Genomic DNA, 16,228 nt, shown 5'->3' with positions numbered 1-16,228 from the left:
TTATTAACAAAGAATTTGAAGTGATTTTCTTTTGGGGAAAATGAAAATTTACACGCCTTATTCGAAAGAAAATCTTGGGCTAGTTATTGTGAATTTACAAAAATATCGTATCTTTGCACCCGTAAAAAGAGGCCCCGTAGCTTAACTGAATAGAGCATCTGACTACGGATCAGAAGGTTACAGGTTTGAATCCTGTCGGGGTCACCAAATAAAGTATTTTCACTCCGCTATTAGGCATACTTCAGCTTAATAGCTTTTTTTTGCCGACACCCGATCATCTTCCAGAATCAACTCTTCCGTATCAATCAGGAAACGAATAACACGGATCACTTTTTCGGCATTTTCATTTTTGATCGAATCTACAAGGTCGTTTATTCTGCGTACCTGTCCATCGGATAATAACGCTTCGGCCTGCTCCCTGATCCGCTTAAATTCATAATTCGACAAGCCTGTCTCATTCTTCTTCAGACAGACATCACATATGCCACAGTCTTCCGGGTTCTTCTCACCAAAATAAATCAGCAACATCCTGCTGCGGCACACCGCTTCCTCCTCCACGTAACCGATCATGGAATAAATCCGTTTTTCAAAGCGTTTTTTTCGTTCCTCATATACTGCACGGGAGATGGAGACAAATTGTGTTTCCTCGCGTGAAGTGGTAAACACGATAAAAGGTGTTTTCTTTTGCGGGATATAACGAATATAATGCATGCGGGACAGTGCAACAAGCGTCTCCGTGACCTCTTTCCTACTCCTTCCCGTCCTCGTGGCGAGCATTGACTCGTCAATGTAAACATCATCGGAGAAAACACCGGTATAATTTCTTAAAATAGTATGTAGCAGCTCATCTGCATCCTTATCGAGACGGAGGGAATACATTTCATCGCGGTAAATCAGGAACCTTATTCTGGACCGCAGGTCAATCTCCTCTGTATATTCAATGTACCCTGCCAGCTCCAGTATCTTCAATGCATGGTGTGTTTGAAGGAAAGGAAGCTTGAAAGGAACACAAAACTCGTGGAGACTGAAATCGTAGACATCATTATATCCCGATCCTACAGCCACCTGGTAGTAATTCCCCAGTGCCTCATATACACGCAGGATAAAGTCCCGATCCGGGAAGGAATCAGTGATCCTTTTCTTCAGTTTTCCACTGTCGGAAGCAGTATAGAGAATGATCGTGTAGGAACGTTCACCGTCACGTCCGGCACGTCCGGCTTCCTGGAAATACTCTTCAGGCGAATTGGGCAGATCCATATGAATGACTGTCCGTACATCGGGCTTATCGATACCCATCCCAAAGGCATTGGTCGCCACAATCACACGACAATCGTTGAGCTTCCAGGCATTCTGCTTATAAATCTTCTCCTCGTGAGACAGGCCTGCGTGAAAAAAGTCGGCTGTAATCCCTGCCTTTTTGAGTGAGATGGCAATCTCCCTGGTTTGTTTTCTGTTACGTACATAAACAATGGAGGTACCCGGCACGGTTTGAAGGATATGAATAAGCTCACCCAGCTTGTTGTCGGCTTTTCGAACCACATAAGAAAGATTATGTCTTGCAAAGCTTTTACGGAAAACATTTTTCTCTTTGAAGAGCAGCTTTTCCTGGATATCATCCACAACCTCCCGTGTGGCTGTGGCGGTAAGTGCAAGCAGGGGAACACCTTCCAGAAGGCGACGTATTCCGGAAATCTTCAGATAGGAGGGACGAAAATCATAACCCCATTGAGAAATGCAGTGGGATTCGTCTACCACAAGCAGACACACCTCCATGGCCTGCAACTTGCTGATAAATATATCGGAGGAGAGGCGCTCAGGAGAGACGTACAAAAACTTATAGTCACCGAAGATACAATTCTCAAGTGTGGTGATGATCTCTTCGCGCGACATGCCGGAGTAGACTGCTGCTGCTTTTATTCCCTTCTCCCGAAGATTGTCCACCTGATCTTTCATCAGCGAAATAAGCGGTGTCACCACCAGGCAAATCCCCTTCATACCCATAACCGGAACCTGGAAAGTGAGCGACTTGCCCCCACCCGTTGGCATCAGGCCCAAGGTGTCCCTTCCTTCCCAGACCGATTGGATGATTTGTTCCTGCAACGGCCGGAAAGAGGAATAACCCCAATAGTCGTGCAGTATCTGGTGAAACAACTCCGTTTGCATAGGCAAGTGTTTTGGCTACCCCCTTATATCCTTGACCATCAACTGGGTAAACGATTTGCTACCGTGAGTATTCTCCTCAATGGTATAACAGATGTCTACCGGCAGACCCGACTTGATCCGCTGATAGAAATCGTGCTGACTAAAGGCTATGCCGGGCATAGGTTCATCCGTGGTCCGGTCTGTCATCTCAAGCTTGATATGCCGGAATCCCTTGCCCACAAGCTTGCTGCCACCAGTATCATAGACATCTTTGGTCAGAAAAACAGGATTCTCATTTTCGGGGCCAAAGGGATTAAACAATGCAAGCCCTTCGATGAAAGAAGGCGTGATTTGCGAAAGTGTAATCTCTGCATCGACAGTAATCTGAGGGAGCATCATTCCCGGCTCTATACCGTCGAAAGAGATCGTATTAAAACGGTCGACAAACTCATTGAGGTGCTCCTCGCGCAATGTCAATCCCGCGGCATAAGTATGGCCACCAAAATTCTCCAGAATGTCGCGGCACGACTCAATGGCCTTATACACATCAAAACCGGGCACCGACCTCGCCGAACCCGAGATCATACTATTTGATTTGGTGAGTACTACTGCCGGACGGTAATACTTTTCCGTAAGACGCGAGGCCACAATACCCACAATACCTTTATGCCATGTTTTATCATAGAGAACTATACTCTTCTGATGTTTTATGTCTACATGGTTATCGATATATTCAACCGCTTCCTCGGTGATTTTTTTATCCAGCTCGCGGCGATCTTCGTTGTACTTGTCTATATTCTTGCTTTTCTCCCGTGCTGTTGTCATGTCATTTGCCAACATAAGGTCTACAGCCTCTTTTCCATTCATCATCCTGCCCGAGGCATTGATGCGGGGTCCAATCTTAAAGACAATGTCGTTGACTGTAATCTGCTTTCTGTGTAGTCCGCAAATCTCAATAATACCCCGTAAGCCGAAGCTGGGATTTGAATTAAGCTGCTTCAAGCCGTAATAGGTCATGATACGGTTTTCCCCAGTGAGGGGAACGATATCGGAAGCAATACTTACCGCCACCAGATCGAGAAGCGGCTCAATGTCAGAAAAGGGATAATCATTACGCAGGGAGAAAGCCTGCACCAGCTTGAAGCCAACACCGCAACCGGAAAGTTCCTCGTAAGGGTATACCGAATCGGTTCTTTTTGCATCTACAACTGCCACAGCATCGGGCAGCCTGTCATCTGGCATATGATGGTCACAAATGATGAAATCAATGCCTTTATCTTTGGCATAAGCGACCTTACTTACCGCTTTGATGCCACAATCGAGAGAGACTATGAGCTTCACGCCCGTATTCACAGCATAATCGATTCCCTGAAACGAAATGCCATACCCTTCATCATACCGGTCAGGAATATAATAATCAATATTATTGGTAATCCCCCGAAAGAATTTATACACCAACGCTACCGCTGTAGTACCATCCACATCGTAATCCCCGTAAACAAGGATTCGTTCTTTATTGCCCAGCGCCTTCTCAATCCGTCGAATGGCCTTATCCATGTCGGGTAAGAGAAAAGGATCATGCAAATCTTCAAGTCTGGGATAGAGAAACCGTGTCGCTTCCTCGGCTGTCTCCATACCTTTGTTCACGAGCAGCTCAACAAGGACGGGATGTAAGTTTAATTCTTTCGCTAATTCATCTTTGATAATTTTTTGGTCGGTTGATAGGGTTGAATAATTCCATCTGTAAGTCATTTATATCGTTTTTTTTCTTTTCTCTCTAAGATCCCGAATCAGCTTCGGGATAGGCAACAACTCTCCGGGATACGGGAAGAGCGTGCGGAATCCCGGTAGTGGCTTATCCATACACCACTCCGAAGTTGTAAAGGTAACATTATTTTTTCTGATTTCCGGAATTTAATTCATAAATAATCAATTTTAGCCATTGCAGTTCAGGCACGGACATTTTCAAATCTTATTTGTAACTTTGCGTCTTAAAATCAACGGAAAAATGGAGATCGCAGCATTGGTTTCCGGGGGAGTGGACAGCTCGGTAGTGGTACACCAGCTAAAAGAGATGGGTCATGATCCGGTAATTTACTATATCAAGATAGGTATGGAGGACAAGGATGGCTACATCGACTGTCCTTCGGAGGAAGATATCGAGATCGTGACTTATATTGCCAAAAAATATGGCTGTCGCTTCGAGGTTGTCTCCCTACATGAAGAGTATTGGAACAGCGTGGTAAAATATACCATTGAGTCGGTGAAACGTGGATTGACTCCCAATCCCGATATGATGTGCAACAAACTGATTAAATTTGGCGTCTTTGAACAGAAGTGGGGTCACGAGTTCGATAAAATTGCCACGGGGCATTATGCCACCACCACCGCCCTGGACGGTCTTACCTGGCTTTCCACTGCAAAAGACAAGGTGAAGGATCAGACCTACTTTCTGGGACAGATCAGTTATTTGCAGGCCTCAAAGTTGATGTTCCCCATTGGGAACCTGCTAAAATCGGAAGTACGCTCCATCGCATCCCGGGAGAAACTGCCGTCAGCACAGCGCAAAGACAGCCAGGGAATATGCTTCCTGGGCAAGGTAAATTACAACGATTTTATTGAACGCTATCTTGGAAAGAAGGAAGGATTGATCGTTGAACTGGAGACAGGAAATATACTGGGGAAACATCAGGGATTCTGGTTTCATACCATTGGCCAGCGCAAGGGACTGGGTCTGAGCGGTGGTCCCTGGTTTGTGATCAAAAAGGATGTGAACCGTAACATTGTTTACGTTTCCAGGGGATACGATACAAAACATCAATATGGCGAAGTCATCGACCTGCAGGGATTCGATTTCATAACAAAGGACCTCTGGGGTGAATTTGACGATGAAAAGGAGATCACTTTCAAGATCCGTCATACGCCCGAATTCACCAAAGGTAAAATATCCAGAATCGGGGACATGTATCGCATTCGCTCTTATGAACCCATACAGGGTATTGCTGCCGGTCAGTTCGGTGTCGTATACGACAAGGAGAGCCATCTCTGCCTGGGTAGCGGAATGATAATCTGAATTTGTTTAAAATGCGATCACTTATGAAAAAAATGTTTCTTGTGTGTGTAGTCTTCGGAATGATATCACTTTCAAAAGTGTCCGCACAGTTTGAAGGAACCTTCGGCATGGGCATTCATGCCGGATATGGGGCTGAAATCAACCGTCCGGGGGTGGGAATGCATCTGCATTATTACCATACGAACAATGTGCGGTTTGTACCCTCTTTCACTTACTTCCCCAAATTCAGGGACACAGGTATGTGGATGGCTGAAGCAGATGCTCACTATGTGATCCCGGTATCAGTGACTGCCTCGCTTTATCCGTTAGCAGGGATTCATTATTCCAACTGGAAGTATAGCGTAGGGGAAACAGGTGAACCGGCCGGGGAGGAGTGGGTAAAACATCGTCCGGGTATCAACCTTGGCCTCGGTTATCAACACGACATAAGCTACCGGATACGGGCAAATTTCGAGTTGAAATACCAGTTCATCAAAGATTATTCCCAGATTGTTTTTATGGCCGGATTCGGTTTCTGGCTCTAAGACCTCTGAATCCTATCCATTGCATGTTGTATCTTGTCTCTAAATTTCAGAAAAATGAAAGATTTTATTACCAACGAAATAAAAAATGAAACCGCCGTTCTGGTCGGTTTAATAACCCCTGACCAGAACGAGGAAAAGGTAAACGAGTACCTCGACGAACTGGCATTTCTGGCCGAGACTGCGGGTCTTGTACCCGGAAAACGTTTTATACAGCGCCTCGACATACCCAACCCGGTCACCTTTGTGGGTAAGGGAAAGCTGGAAGAGATTGAGGCTTATGTAAAGGAGGAGGAAAACGAAGCCGGTGTGGTTATTTTCGATGATGAGCTGTCGGCAAAACAACTGCGCAACATTGAAAAGGAACTCAATATAAGAATCATGGACCGCACCAGCCTGATTCTCGATATTTTCGCCATGCGTGCACAAACAGCCCATGCCAAGGCACAGGTGGAGCTGGCGCAATACCAGTACCTGCTTCCCAGGCTCACTCGGATGTGGACACACCTTGAGCGGCAACGCGGTGGCGGTGGAACCATCATGCGAGGGCCGGGCGAAACGCAGCTGGAGACAGACCGCAGAATCATACTCGATAAGATTTCCCGCCTGAAGCAGGAGTTAAAAGATATCGACAAACAGAAAACCGTACAACGCAAGAACCGCGGAAAGCTGGTGCGTGTGGCCTTGGTGGGATACACCAACGTAGGTAAATCTACCCTGATGACCCTCCTCAGCAAAAGCGACGTATTTGCGGAAAACAAACTGTTCGCGACCCTCGACACCACGGTACGCAAAATGACCATTCAAAACCTCCCGTTCCTGCTGACCGATACAGTGGGTTTCATCAGAAAGCTGCCCACGCACCTTATTGAATCCTTCAAATCGACCCTCGACGAGGTACGCGAAGCGGACATCCTCCTGCATGTGGTGGATATCTCCCATCCTGCATTCAGGGAACAGATAGAGGTGGTGGAAAAAACCCTTTATGAAATCGACAACACAGAGAAGCCGGTTATCATTGTTTTTAATAAAATTGATGCCTTTACACATGTAGTAAAAGATACGGATGACCTCACCCCCAGAAGGCGGGAAAATTACACGCTGGAGGAGCTCAGGCAGACCTGGCTGAACAATTTGAACAACAAAGAGACCATTTTCATTTCTGCCAGAGAGAAAGAAAATATAGATACCCTGAAACAACTTCTTTACGACAGGGTAAAAGAGATTCACATCACCCGTTTTCCCTATAATGATTTCCTTTATCAGGAATATGAGGAAGAGGAGGATTGAGACTCAAACATCAAGCAGCCGATAAGGCATCAGCTTATCCGGCAAAGCTTCTCATTCAGCGCGATGACCGCATCTTCATAGTTCTCACGCTTAATTACAAACTGCATGTTTACCTGCATCAGCGATTGGGCAAAGCTTGCAATGTTGATGTTTTTCTCAAAAAGCGCCTGTGCCGCCTTATAGAGAAACCCGGGGAGCGCAATGTTCGTACCCATGACACAGACAATGGCCATTGGCTCGGCGGTCACCTGATAAAACACTTCGTTCAGCACCTTGATCAACTCGTTACTTTTCTCGTTATCCCAGACCACCATGGTGATGGAGTTAGCGTTGGTGGATTTAAGAATATAGCTCACACCATACTTCACGAAATACTGCATAATGCGCCCGTCGAAGCCCACTTCACCCACCATCATGGGGTCATGCACCTCAATGGCAATCACCTTCCGTGATCCGGAGACAATCTCCACACGCGCTTCCGGTGAGATATAATCACGTGATATCAGGGTTCCGGGATGTGCAGGTTCGAACGTATTTTTGATACGAATATCGATACCGGCAAGCTCCAAGGGTTTGGCAGCCTTGGGGTGTATCGCCTCCATGCCGATATCGGCCAACTGATCGGCAATGATATAATTGGTATGTCCCACGGGAACACTGTTCTCCACTCCCACGATTTTCGGGTCGGCACTCGACAGGTGATATTCCTTGTGAATGACTGCCTCCGCGGCTTTCACTTCCACCGCAATCTTGCTGAAGGTAACCTCGCTATATCCCCGGTCAAAGGCCCGCATAATTCCTTCCGTACCCTTGGTATAACCGGTGGCAATACAGAGCACCTTACTGTAATCGATTCCTTCAAATTCCTTGTGGATCCGTTCATCAATGGTAAGCGGCTCGTTGTCATTAAATCCGCACAGATCTACAAAACGGGCATTCACTCCATTGTTATTCAATATATTGGTTGAATTCCAGCCCGAGTGCGCCTCGCCGATGGAAGCCAGTATCTCACGTGCAGCGAGATGGATGTCGGTGCGGTTCACGTAACCCGAAGCCAGGACTTTGCCGAGACTATAAAGTACCGTCTTGGCCTGATCTACCCGGAACCGGATAAAGTCTCGTGCCTCTTTCAGATCCAGGCCGTAATCAGCAAAGCCGTCATTGATCAGTAGCAGCCGTTGACAGAAGGAATCCAGCGCACTGCTGTAATCCTCTCCATTAAGAAACTTATTGTATATCCCCGGCTCACCCGTTTTCTTATGCTCCAGTAGCCAGTTGGTCACATTGTTATAGGCCGAAACCACAAAGATGCGGTTATACAACTCGTCGCCTTTTCGATCTCCGATGATGATATTATTTAAGACTTCCTGAAACTGGGACATTGAGGTGCCACCTATTTTCTCTACTGTAAGCATATGATAAACGGGATTTTAATTGTTCAAATTTTAAACATGAGTAGCGAAGACGCAAAGATAAATGATTTATTCTGATCTCAAAACTGTTTCAACGCTTGATAAACCTTTTGAATAGGCAGTCCCATCACGTTAAAGTAAGAACCCTCTATCTTCTCCACCGCCACGTAGCCTATCCATTCCTGCACGCCATAGGCACCAGCCTTATCCATGGGATCGTAGCGGGATACGTAATAGCTGATCTCTTCATTGCTCAACGTGCTGAAGGTGACGTAAGCGACGTCAGAAAACCGCTGTTGCCTGTGCGATGTGGTCAGACAAACACCGGTAATTACCCGATGCCGCTTTCCGGCAAGGTTACGCAACATATCTATAGCTTCAGGCTTATTATGTGGCTTACCTAGAATCATCCCATCCAATACAACAATAGTGTCTGCCGTAATCAGCAGTTCATCCTCTTTGAGTGCAGGCAGATAGGCCTCCGCTTTTTTACAAGCAAGAAACTCGGCTACCTCCTCATGAGGCAGTGATGCGGGAAAGGATTCATCTATATCGGGCAACGTGCGCACCTCATATTTCACATCGATACCCGAAAGCAATTCTCTGCGTCGTGGTGAGTTTGAGGCAAGGATAATCCGGAAATCTGTCATTTTCATAGTACGCAAAGATAAATATTTTGTGTAATCTTTTTATTTTTTTATTCGCTTTTAGTCAATGAAATAGGATATCGAAATGCAAGAATAGTACAAATCGGAAAAATGTTAATGCAATATTTGAACAAATAGATGCAAGAATAATCCTAACACTTTTTACATGCAATTTTTATCTTCGTCCATAAAAATGCGCCTATGCTGTACGAATCAATGCACATAATAAAAGAACAGCTCGACAGCTATTTCAAGGATATTGGCCTGAGCAGGACAACAGAACTTCAAAATATCTCGCTTTGGGAAAGCGGGAAGGTTGACGAGTCCAGCCTGACCGAGAAACTGATTATTACACTGCTGAGGTTGGAGGAGGAGTCAACATTAAAGAACAGTCCACATGTAAAAGTCAACGAGAATAAGACAGAATACCGAAATCCACCTGTTCATCTCAATTTGTATTTATTGATTGCCGCAAACTTCAAAAACTATGATACTTCACTCATCAGCATTTCAAAAGTAATTGAGTTCTTTCAGGGGAAAAAAGTATTTACCTCTTCAAATACAGTATATAACAGAGATAATGTGGCATTTGAAATTCTGGACGACTTTCGGTTTATTCTTGAAATCTATTCACCTTCTTTTGAAGAACTAAACAATATATGGGGCACTTTGGGAGGACGCCAGATGCCTTCTGTAATTTATAAAGTACAGCTTATTCAGATCGAGCGTGACAAGAAACTCTCAGAATCGGAATTCATTACACATATCGGAGGTACTCTGAACAATTATTATTGAGCATTATGACCTTTTCAATACAATATAAGGAGCTGTTCGGGATAAATATCCTCCATCACTTCTTTCTTGACAAAGGGGTGGTAAAATATGACTCCATGAACGAAGCGGAACAGTCACGCCAGCTGAAGGCATATGATTTCAGGTCGATATTTGATATTATTCCCTCTGACGATACCATAACCAAGTTAAATGGTCACGGCCTGCTCATGAAGATGAGCCACAAGGGATTTGCAGTATGGTCGAAAATCAAGCCCGAAGGAAACAACAGTCCTTTTATTTCGCTGGACGATAACTTATTTCTCACCTTTCTTATTCTGATAAAAGACCCTTTCTTTTATAACTATACCGAGCTTGCTCTTGAAGAGGCGGGGAAATTGTTTTATTTATCGAACCGAAAGCCTGCTACGGAACCGGATAGCTTCCCCATGCTGGATAAATCAGACATGAATCATCCTGTAGATGAAAAATTTATTCTTTCGGAGGAGGGAATAAAGAATGAAATAAAAAATACGGGATCCAGGGGTAAGAGCAACTGTTTTGGTATCATCCGCATCTTCATGAAAGGCGATAAAATAAACCTTCATATTACCGACGCACAGGGGAAAATTACCGTTTCCTCAAAAACATTTGAACTTACATTCAGGAACCGCAGTACTTTCTGGCGATACATTTTCAATACAGCCCAATCCGTAAAACCGGTAGATGATGTAATCAGGGAGAACGGAAATGCTAAAATCCTGATAACAAAAAAAGTACATCCGCTTACCAGGTACGGTTTCATTTCATTGAAATTAAATAAAGCTGAATTACCCAATCCGAACGCTTCGTTAATTAAACCGGAACCGTCAACCACAAAAATATTTTCAGAAATCTATATGTAACATTAAAATTCAATAAATTATGGCAACAGCTTACAAAACACCCGGTGTCTACATTGAGGAAATATCCAAGTTTCCACCTTCTGTAGCGCAAGTAGAGACAGCCATCCCCGCCTTTGTCGGTTACACTGATAAGGCAGTAGTGGAAGGCGTGGATTATCATACGGAGGGAATCATCAAACCAATCAGAATTGGTTCGCTGCCCGAGTACGAGTTTTTCTTCGGTGGCGCCCCACAACCAACAACGGTCGAAATTGAACTTAATTCCGACGACACGGTAAAAAAAGCCAGGGTGAACGGCGTGAACCTGCTTTATGATTCGGTGAGGATGTTTTATGCCAATGGCGGAGGCGACTGTTTTATTGTTTCTGTAGGGAATCACAATACCGTGGCCTCTGACATAGACAAACAGGAACTGCTCAATGGCCTGACCTCGCTCGAGAAGGAAGATCTGCCTACCCTCCTCGTGATCCCCGAGGTAGTGCATTTATCGGCAGCCGAAGCCGGAGAAGTACATGCGGCCATGCTGGCCCAATGTAACAAACTGCAGGATCGTTTTGCCGTGCTCGACATAGTGGCAGGCGACACGGAGATCACGCCCACGAACGATCCCGTGACTGATTTCCGGAACAATACAGGAATGAACTTCCTGAAATACGGTGCCGCCTACTATCCATGGATCCGGACCACATTGCCCTTCATTGTTGATTATGGGACTGTCACCGGGGGCACCTATACAAAAGAGGGTACTGCCGTTGCAGATATCAAAGCGTTCTTTAACAGCAGCCTGATAGGAAGTATTGAAAAGATCAGTAACGATATTGCTGCACGATCGGCTCTGACAGCTCCTATACCGGGAACAATAAATAACCGGGCTGCATTGGCTACTTTTGCCAACGGCATGTATGCCTTCTTCAAAACTTTCTTTCATCTCACATTGACGGACAGCGACGTCAGCGATAAGAATTCGGCTGCCGGCATCCATGCAAAATTTGTGGCTGAAAATACCAATCTCCACGGTCTTCTGACCATGTTGTATGATTACAACCATTTCAGTCAGGCGGCAAACAGTGATGCACCCTCGCCAGGATGGGATAGTCCACTGATCTCTGATGATTTTAACGTCGATTTCAGCCCGCTGACATTCATGACACCCACAACCGGCCGGAACAATATATTCACGGCAACTGCCACAGCAGTCAATGCTGCTCCTTATTTTACTGCATTAAACAATAAGCTGAAAAAACTGATTGCCGATTTTTACAACGAGCTGGCTGCTTCGAGGGTAAATCGCACGGAGACGTTGCGCGAAGTGGATGGTGTTTACAGGGGTATTGTCGATGCCATCAGGGCCCACGGTGTCGTGTTGCCGCCAAGCGGAGCTGTCGTGGGTATTTATGCCATGACGGATGAAAACCGCGGGGTATGGAAAGCTCCCGCCAATGTGAGTATTACCGCCGTAAAAGGTCCGGCAGTACACGTAACACATGAAGATCAGGAAAGCATGAATATAGATACGGAGGCCGGAAAATCGGTGAATGCCATTCGCTCCTTTACCGGAAAAGGGACACTGGTCTGGGGTGCCCGCACCCTTGCAGGTAACGACAATGAATGGAGATATATCCCGGTCCGTCGTTTCTTCAATATGGTGGAAGAGTCAGTAAAAAAAGCAACGGCGCAGTTTGTTTTTGAACCCAATGATGCCAATACCTGGGTCAAGGTGCGTGCAATGATCGAAAATTTCCTGGTCCTGCAGTGGAGAGCCGGCGCGTTAGCCGGCGCCAAACAGGAACATGCATTTTATGTGCGGGTTGGGCTGGGACAGACAATGACCGCCCAGGATATCCTGAACGGCTACATGCATGTGGAAATAGGAATGGCCGTTGTCCGGCCGGCTGAATTTATCATCCTTAAATTCTCCCACAAAATGCAGGAATCATAAACAATCAGATGATTAAAAAAATAAAACAAATACATTATGGCAACAACGTATCCTTTGGTTAAGTTCCATTTCCAGGTAGAATGGGGCGGTACAAAAATAGGTTTTACCGAAGTTTCAGGACTGGATGTAGAATCTGAAGTGGTGGAATACCGCGACGGTGCAAGCCGTGAATATTCAAAACTGAAAATGCCCGGTATGCAAAAATATAGCAACATCACCCTCAAACGTGGAACATTTAAAAGTGACAATGAGTATTTCAACTGGTGGAACACCGTACAGCTGAATACGATAGAGCGAAGAGACATCACTATCAGCCTGCTCAATGAAGAGCATGAACCGGTGGTCACCTGGAAAGTGAAAAATGCCTGGCCTACCAAAGTTCAATCTACTGATTTGAAGGCTGACGGAAACGAAGTGGCCATCGAATCAATGGAGTTGGTACATGAAGGGCTCAGCATTCAAAATGAGTAAACATGGCCAACTATTATCCTCCCCTGGGATTTCATTTTAAGGTTGAAATTGCACATATCAAGGGTGAATTTCAATTCCAGTCCGTTTCAGGCCTGACAGTCGACATGGACACGGAAGAGATTGCCGAAGGGGGTGAAAACAGGTTTAAGCACAAACTCCCGGTGCGGACGAAATACCCGAACCTGGTGCTAAAACGGGGATTACTCGTAGATTCGGAGTTGATAAAATGGTGCAGGGACGCGGTGGAAAATTTCGATATCCGTCCTGCCGACCTGACCATCAGTCTGCTCAACGAAGAGCACCAGCCCCTGGCAACCTGGAATGTGGTACATGCCTGGCCTGTGAAATGGAACATGACCGATTTCAACGCAGAAGAGAGTAAGATAGCCATAGAAACCATAGAACTGACATATCACTATTTCAATGTGAAATAACATGCCGATAGAGATAAAGGAACTGCACATTCGTATCAATGTGGATGAAAGTACTCCTGCCGCAGGTGTCGCAGGGGAGACAACACAAAATGAGAAGGATCAGATCATTGCAGCCTGTGTAGAACAGGTGATGGAGATCCTTGCAAAAAAAGAGGAAAGATGACATGACCGGAGAACTTATAAAACTACGTATCAAAGCATATAAAGACGAAAAGTTCACGGAGAAAGTGGCCGATGGAGAATTTAAAACGTTACTGAATCCTGAACAATACAAGTTCAACTACAAAATTGAACAAAACGAGGATCAGGCACCGGGGACGAGTGCAGCAGCACCACGCTTCAACAAGGCACCACCCGCAAACCTGGAACTGGAATTTGTTTTTGACCGTACCGGTGTTATCGTCGACTATGGCAAACCCGGAACGGCCGATGACAATGTGTTCCGCGATGAAGGCAACGGGATTATTGACGATATTGAACAGTTTAAAAGGGTGATTTTCGAGTACAACGGTGAGAAACACAAACCAAATTACCTGATTATTTCATGGGGTACACTGCTTTTCAAAGGAACACTGTCGGAAATGGAGATTACCTTCAAGCTGTTCAAGCCCAACGGAACACCACTCCGTGCCACGGCGCGCACCAAATTTAAAGGTTTTGTGGAAGACAATCTCCGCGTGGCAAAGGAAAATAACAGTTCTCCAGATCTCACCCACATCAGGGAGGTGAAAGAAGGTGACACACTGCCACTTATGACCTTCCGCATCTATGGCGACTCGAAATATTACCTTGAGGTAGCCAGAGTGAACCGCATTACAAACTTTCGAAAATTAAGCGTGGGCCAGGTAATCTATTTTCCACCCATCGAAAAAACATCCTGATTATGCCCGAACGAGTCATCCATACATCGCAATCGGCCGACCTGATCACTTTCGAGGTTCTGGTTTCAGGTGAAACGTTGCCGCGATCATTTCATGTACTCAGTGTGGATGTGGAAAAGGAAATCAATCGGATCTCCTGCGCCAGCATCCTCTTACGCGACGGAGACCCGGCGTCACGGGACTTTGTCATAAGTAACCAGGATCTGTTTGTGCCGGGTAAAGAGATCGAAATCAAGGCAGGTTACCATTCCGATGAAGAGACCATCTTTAAAGGAATCGTGATGGGCCACAAACTGAAGATCCGGTCAGACAGGTCTTTTTTGATCGTAACATGTAAAGACAAGGCTGTAAAACTCACTGCAGGCAGAAAAAGCAGATACTTTTATGAAAGTTCCGACAGTGAAATGATGGAGGAAATTATCAGTAATTACGGACTGGAGAAGGATATTGAGCCAATAAATGTGACACACAAAGAACTGGTACAGTACAATGTGTCCGACTGGGATTTCTGTATAACACGGGCACAGGCAAACGGTATGATCTGCGTGGTAGACGACGGAAAGATTCTAGTGAAAAAACCGGATACAGGACAGCAGCCCGTGGAAACGGTGACTTACGGTGCCACCATGCTCGACTTCGACGCCGAAATAGATGCACGGCATCAGTATTCAAAGGTGACTACCTACGCATGGAATGCTTCCGGACAGGAATTGCTGGAAGCCGAAGCCAACGATCCGGGTGTTTCACTGAACGGAAATATTACGCCCGGCGACTTGGCGCAGGTAATTGGTTTAGAAAACCTGGCATTGAAAAACGGGAGCTCCAACAACGCCTCGTTGCAACTATGGGCAGACTCCAAAGCTCTGTTTAACCAGATGGCAAAAACAAGGGGAAGACTAAAATTCCAGGGCCTTCCGGCTGTGAAACCGGGTACCATGATAAAGCTGGAAGGGGTAGGCAACCGGTTCAACGGCAATGTTTTTATCTCCGCAGTCCGCCATCAGATCGCAGAGGGGAACTGGACGACAGATGCCCAGTTTGGAATCAGTCCAAAATGGTTTATCGAAACAGCCGACATCAATGATCTTCCGGCAGCCGGACTTACAGCCGCTGTACATGGACTGCAAGTAGGTATCGTCACACAACTGGAATCGGATCCGGAGGGCGAAGACCGTATACTGGTGCGATTTCCCGTTGTGGATAACCAGGGACAGGGGATATGGGCCAGGGTAGCCACGCTGGATGCCGGCGAAAACCGGGGCTCCTTTTTCAGGCCCGAGATCGGCGACGAAGTGATTGTGGGGTTTATCAACGATAACCCGAATGACGCCGTGGTACTGGGCATGATGAACAGCAGCGCCAAACCGGCACCACTGACGGCATCGGACGAGAACCACGAAAAAGGCTTTATCACCCGCAGCAATATAAGATTTATTTTCAATGACGGGAAGAAGTCAGTTTCGCTGGAAACACCCGGCGGGAAGAAGATGACACTCGATGACGATGCGGGAGTCATTCATTTCGAAGACGAGAAGGGCAACAAGGTGGTGATCGATTCGGACGGAATAACCCTCGACAGTTCCAAAGACATCATTCTAAAAGCCACCGGAGACATTCGTATCGAAGGAATGAACATATCGGCAAAAGCCAATACACAGTTTAAGGCCGAAGGCTCAGCCGGCGCGGAAATTTCCACAAGCGCAGTAGCAGTATTGAAAGGTTCACTGGTTCAAATAAATTAA

Annotated in this window: 15 protein-coding genes and 1 tRNA gene; 12 read left to right on the top strand and 4 right to left on the bottom strand. The window is 45.9% G+C overall.

What is annotated here, in order from left to right; all coding sequences use genetic code 11:
- The first annotated feature begins 130 nt into the window (after positions 1–130).
- Positions 131–207, top strand: a tRNA-Arg gene (locus AC1HCU_RS14545).
- Positions 208–246: 39 nt separating this feature from the next.
- Here AC1HCU_RS14545 and AC1HCU_RS14540 read toward each other — a convergent pair.
- Complete coding sequence (locus tag AC1HCU_RS14540; protein ID WP_480367088.1) at positions 247–2,163, bottom strand: RecQ family ATP-dependent DNA helicase; 1,917 nt, start codon at positions 2,161–2,163, stop codon at positions 247–249.
- Positions 2,164–2,178: 15 nt separating this feature from the next.
- A complete protein-coding gene (recJ, locus tag AC1HCU_RS14535; protein WP_480367085.1) occupies positions 2,179–3,894 on the bottom strand; it encodes a single-stranded-DNA-specific exonuclease RecJ in 1,716 nt (571 codons plus the stop codon).
- 256 nt (positions 3,895–4,150) lie between these two features.
- On the opposite strand from recJ, the gene mnmA reads away from it, so the two are divergent.
- Genes mnmA through hflX form a run of 3 tightly spaced genes read left to right on the top strand, consistent with a single transcriptional unit; the run spans position 4,151 to position 7,026 of the window.
- Positions 4,151–5,215 carry a tRNA 2-thiouridine(34) synthase MnmA gene (gene mnmA, locus AC1HCU_RS14530; protein WP_480367084.1) on the top strand — a complete coding sequence of 355 codons (1,065 nt, stop codon included), beginning with the start codon at positions 4,151–4,153 and terminating at the stop codon, positions 5,213–5,215.
- Between the two features lie 23 nt (positions 5,216–5,238).
- On the top strand, positions 5,239–5,739 hold the full coding sequence (locus AC1HCU_RS14525) for an outer membrane beta-barrel protein (RefSeq protein WP_480367082.1): 501 nt from the start codon (positions 5,239–5,241) through the stop codon (positions 5,737–5,739).
- Between the two features lie 54 nt (positions 5,740–5,793).
- On the top strand, positions 5,794–7,026 hold the full coding sequence (gene hflX, locus AC1HCU_RS14520) for a GTPase HflX (protein WP_480367080.1): 1,233 nt from the start codon (positions 5,794–5,796) through the stop codon (positions 7,024–7,026).
- Between the two features lie 29 nt (positions 7,027–7,055).
- On the opposite strand, the gene AC1HCU_RS14515 is transcribed toward hflX, so the two are convergent.
- Both AC1HCU_RS14515 and AC1HCU_RS14510 read right to left on the bottom strand, forming a co-directional pair.
- Positions 7,056–8,441 carry an aspartate kinase gene (locus tag AC1HCU_RS14515; RefSeq protein WP_480367078.1) on the bottom strand — a complete coding sequence of 462 codons (1,386 nt, stop codon included), beginning with the start codon at positions 8,439–8,441 and terminating at the stop codon, positions 7,056–7,058.
- A gap of 77 nt (positions 8,442–8,518) precedes the next feature.
- Positions 8,519–9,094 (bottom strand): Maf-like protein, encoded by a 576-nt coding sequence (locus tag AC1HCU_RS14510; RefSeq protein ID WP_480367076.1) that lies wholly within the window; start codon positions 9,092–9,094, stop codon positions 8,519–8,521.
- Positions 9,095–9,286: 192 nt separating this feature from the next.
- Here AC1HCU_RS14510 and AC1HCU_RS14505 point away from each other — a divergent pair, with 192 nt between their 5' ends.
- Genes AC1HCU_RS14505 through vgrG form a run of 8 tightly spaced genes read left to right on the top strand, consistent with a single transcriptional unit; the run spans position 9,287 to position 16,228 of the window.
- The gene (locus AC1HCU_RS14505) at positions 9,287–9,880 is read left to right on the top strand and encodes a Pvc16 family protein (protein ID WP_321721970.1); all 594 of its coding nucleotides are present in this window, start codon (positions 9,287–9,289) and stop codon (positions 9,878–9,880) included.
- 5 nt (positions 9,881–9,885) lie between these two features.
- Complete coding sequence (locus AC1HCU_RS14500) at positions 9,886–10,761, top strand: hypothetical protein (RefSeq protein ID WP_480367073.1); 876 nt, start codon at positions 9,886–9,888, stop codon at positions 10,759–10,761.
- Between the two features lie 19 nt (positions 10,762–10,780).
- Entirely contained in the window at positions 10,781–12,700 is a 1,920-nt protein-coding gene (locus tag AC1HCU_RS14495; protein WP_321721971.1) for a phage tail sheath C-terminal domain-containing protein, read from the top strand.
- A gap of 36 nt (positions 12,701–12,736) precedes the next feature.
- Positions 12,737–13,171 carry a phage tail protein gene (locus tag AC1HCU_RS14490; RefSeq protein ID WP_480367071.1) on the top strand — a complete coding sequence of 145 codons (435 nt, stop codon included), beginning with the start codon at positions 12,737–12,739 and terminating at the stop codon, positions 13,169–13,171.
- Between the two features lie 2 nt (positions 13,172–13,173).
- Positions 13,174–13,605: a phage tail protein gene (locus tag AC1HCU_RS14485; protein WP_480367069.1), complete on the top strand. Its 432-nt coding sequence runs from the start codon at positions 13,174–13,176 to the stop codon at positions 13,603–13,605.
- A gap of 1 nt (position 13,606) precedes the next feature.
- Positions 13,607–13,768 (top strand): DUF5908 family protein, encoded by a 162-nt coding sequence (locus AC1HCU_RS14480; protein WP_480367067.1) that lies wholly within the window; start codon positions 13,607–13,609, stop codon positions 13,766–13,768.
- Position 13,769: 1 nt separating this feature from the next.
- A complete protein-coding gene (locus AC1HCU_RS14475) occupies positions 13,770–14,486 on the top strand; it encodes a CIS tube protein (RefSeq protein WP_480367065.1) in 717 nt (238 codons plus the stop codon).
- A gap of 2 nt (positions 14,487–14,488) precedes the next feature.
- The gene (gene vgrG / locus AC1HCU_RS14470; RefSeq protein WP_321721972.1) at positions 14,489–16,228 is read left to right on the top strand and encodes a type VI secretion system tip protein VgrG; all 1,740 of its coding nucleotides are present in this window, start codon (positions 14,489–14,491) and stop codon (positions 16,226–16,228) included.

Source organism: Proteiniphilum sp. LBM24028, from assembly GCF_056629195.1.
The sequence above is the reverse complement of the archived record's forward strand: the minus strand, read 5'-3'. Positions and strand labels throughout refer to the sequence as shown.

Excerpts from the sequence above, each read along its gene's own strand:
- vgrG (WP_321721972.1), top strand. The coding sequence starts at position 14,489 with ATGCCCGAACGAGTCATCCATACATCGCAATCGGCCGACCTGATCACT.
- recJ (WP_480367085.1), bottom strand. The coding sequence starts at position 3,894 with ATGACTTACAGATGGAATTATTCAACCCTATCAACCGACCAAAAAATT.
- AC1HCU_RS14480 (WP_480367067.1), top strand. The coding sequence starts at position 13,607 with ATGCCGATAGAGATAAAGGAACTGCACATTCGTATCAATGTGGATGAA.
- mnmA (WP_480367084.1), top strand. The coding sequence starts at position 4,151 with ATGGAGATCGCAGCATTGGTTTCCGGGGGAGTGGACAGCTCGGTAGTG.
- hflX (WP_480367080.1), top strand. The coding sequence starts at position 5,794 with ATGAAAGATTTTATTACCAACGAAATAAAAAATGAAACCGCCGTTCTG.
- AC1HCU_RS14540 (WP_480367088.1), bottom strand. The coding sequence starts at position 2,163 with ATGCAAACGGAGTTGTTTCACCAGATACTGCACGACTATTGGGGTTAT.
- AC1HCU_RS14525 (WP_480367082.1), top strand. The coding sequence starts at position 5,239 with ATGAAAAAAATGTTTCTTGTGTGTGTAGTCTTCGGAATGATATCACTT.
- AC1HCU_RS14505 (WP_321721970.1), top strand. The coding sequence starts at position 9,287 with ATGCTGTACGAATCAATGCACATAATAAAAGAACAGCTCGACAGCTAT.
- AC1HCU_RS14510 (WP_480367076.1), bottom strand. The coding sequence starts at position 9,094 with ATGAAAATGACAGATTTCCGGATTATCCTTGCCTCAAACTCACCACGA.
- AC1HCU_RS14500 (WP_480367073.1), top strand. The coding sequence starts at position 9,886 with ATGACCTTTTCAATACAATATAAGGAGCTGTTCGGGATAAATATCCTC.
- AC1HCU_RS14515 (WP_480367078.1), bottom strand. The coding sequence starts at position 8,441 with ATGCTTACAGTAGAGAAAATAGGTGGCACCTCAATGTCCCAGTTTCAG.
- AC1HCU_RS14495 (WP_321721971.1), top strand. The coding sequence starts at position 10,781 with ATGGCAACAGCTTACAAAACACCCGGTGTCTACATTGAGGAAATATCC.
- AC1HCU_RS14485 (WP_480367069.1), top strand. The coding sequence starts at position 13,174 with ATGGCCAACTATTATCCTCCCCTGGGATTTCATTTTAAGGTTGAAATT.
- AC1HCU_RS14490 (WP_480367071.1), top strand. The coding sequence starts at position 12,737 with ATGGCAACAACGTATCCTTTGGTTAAGTTCCATTTCCAGGTAGAATGG.
- AC1HCU_RS14475 (WP_480367065.1), top strand. The coding sequence starts at position 13,770 with ATGACCGGAGAACTTATAAAACTACGTATCAAAGCATATAAAGACGAA.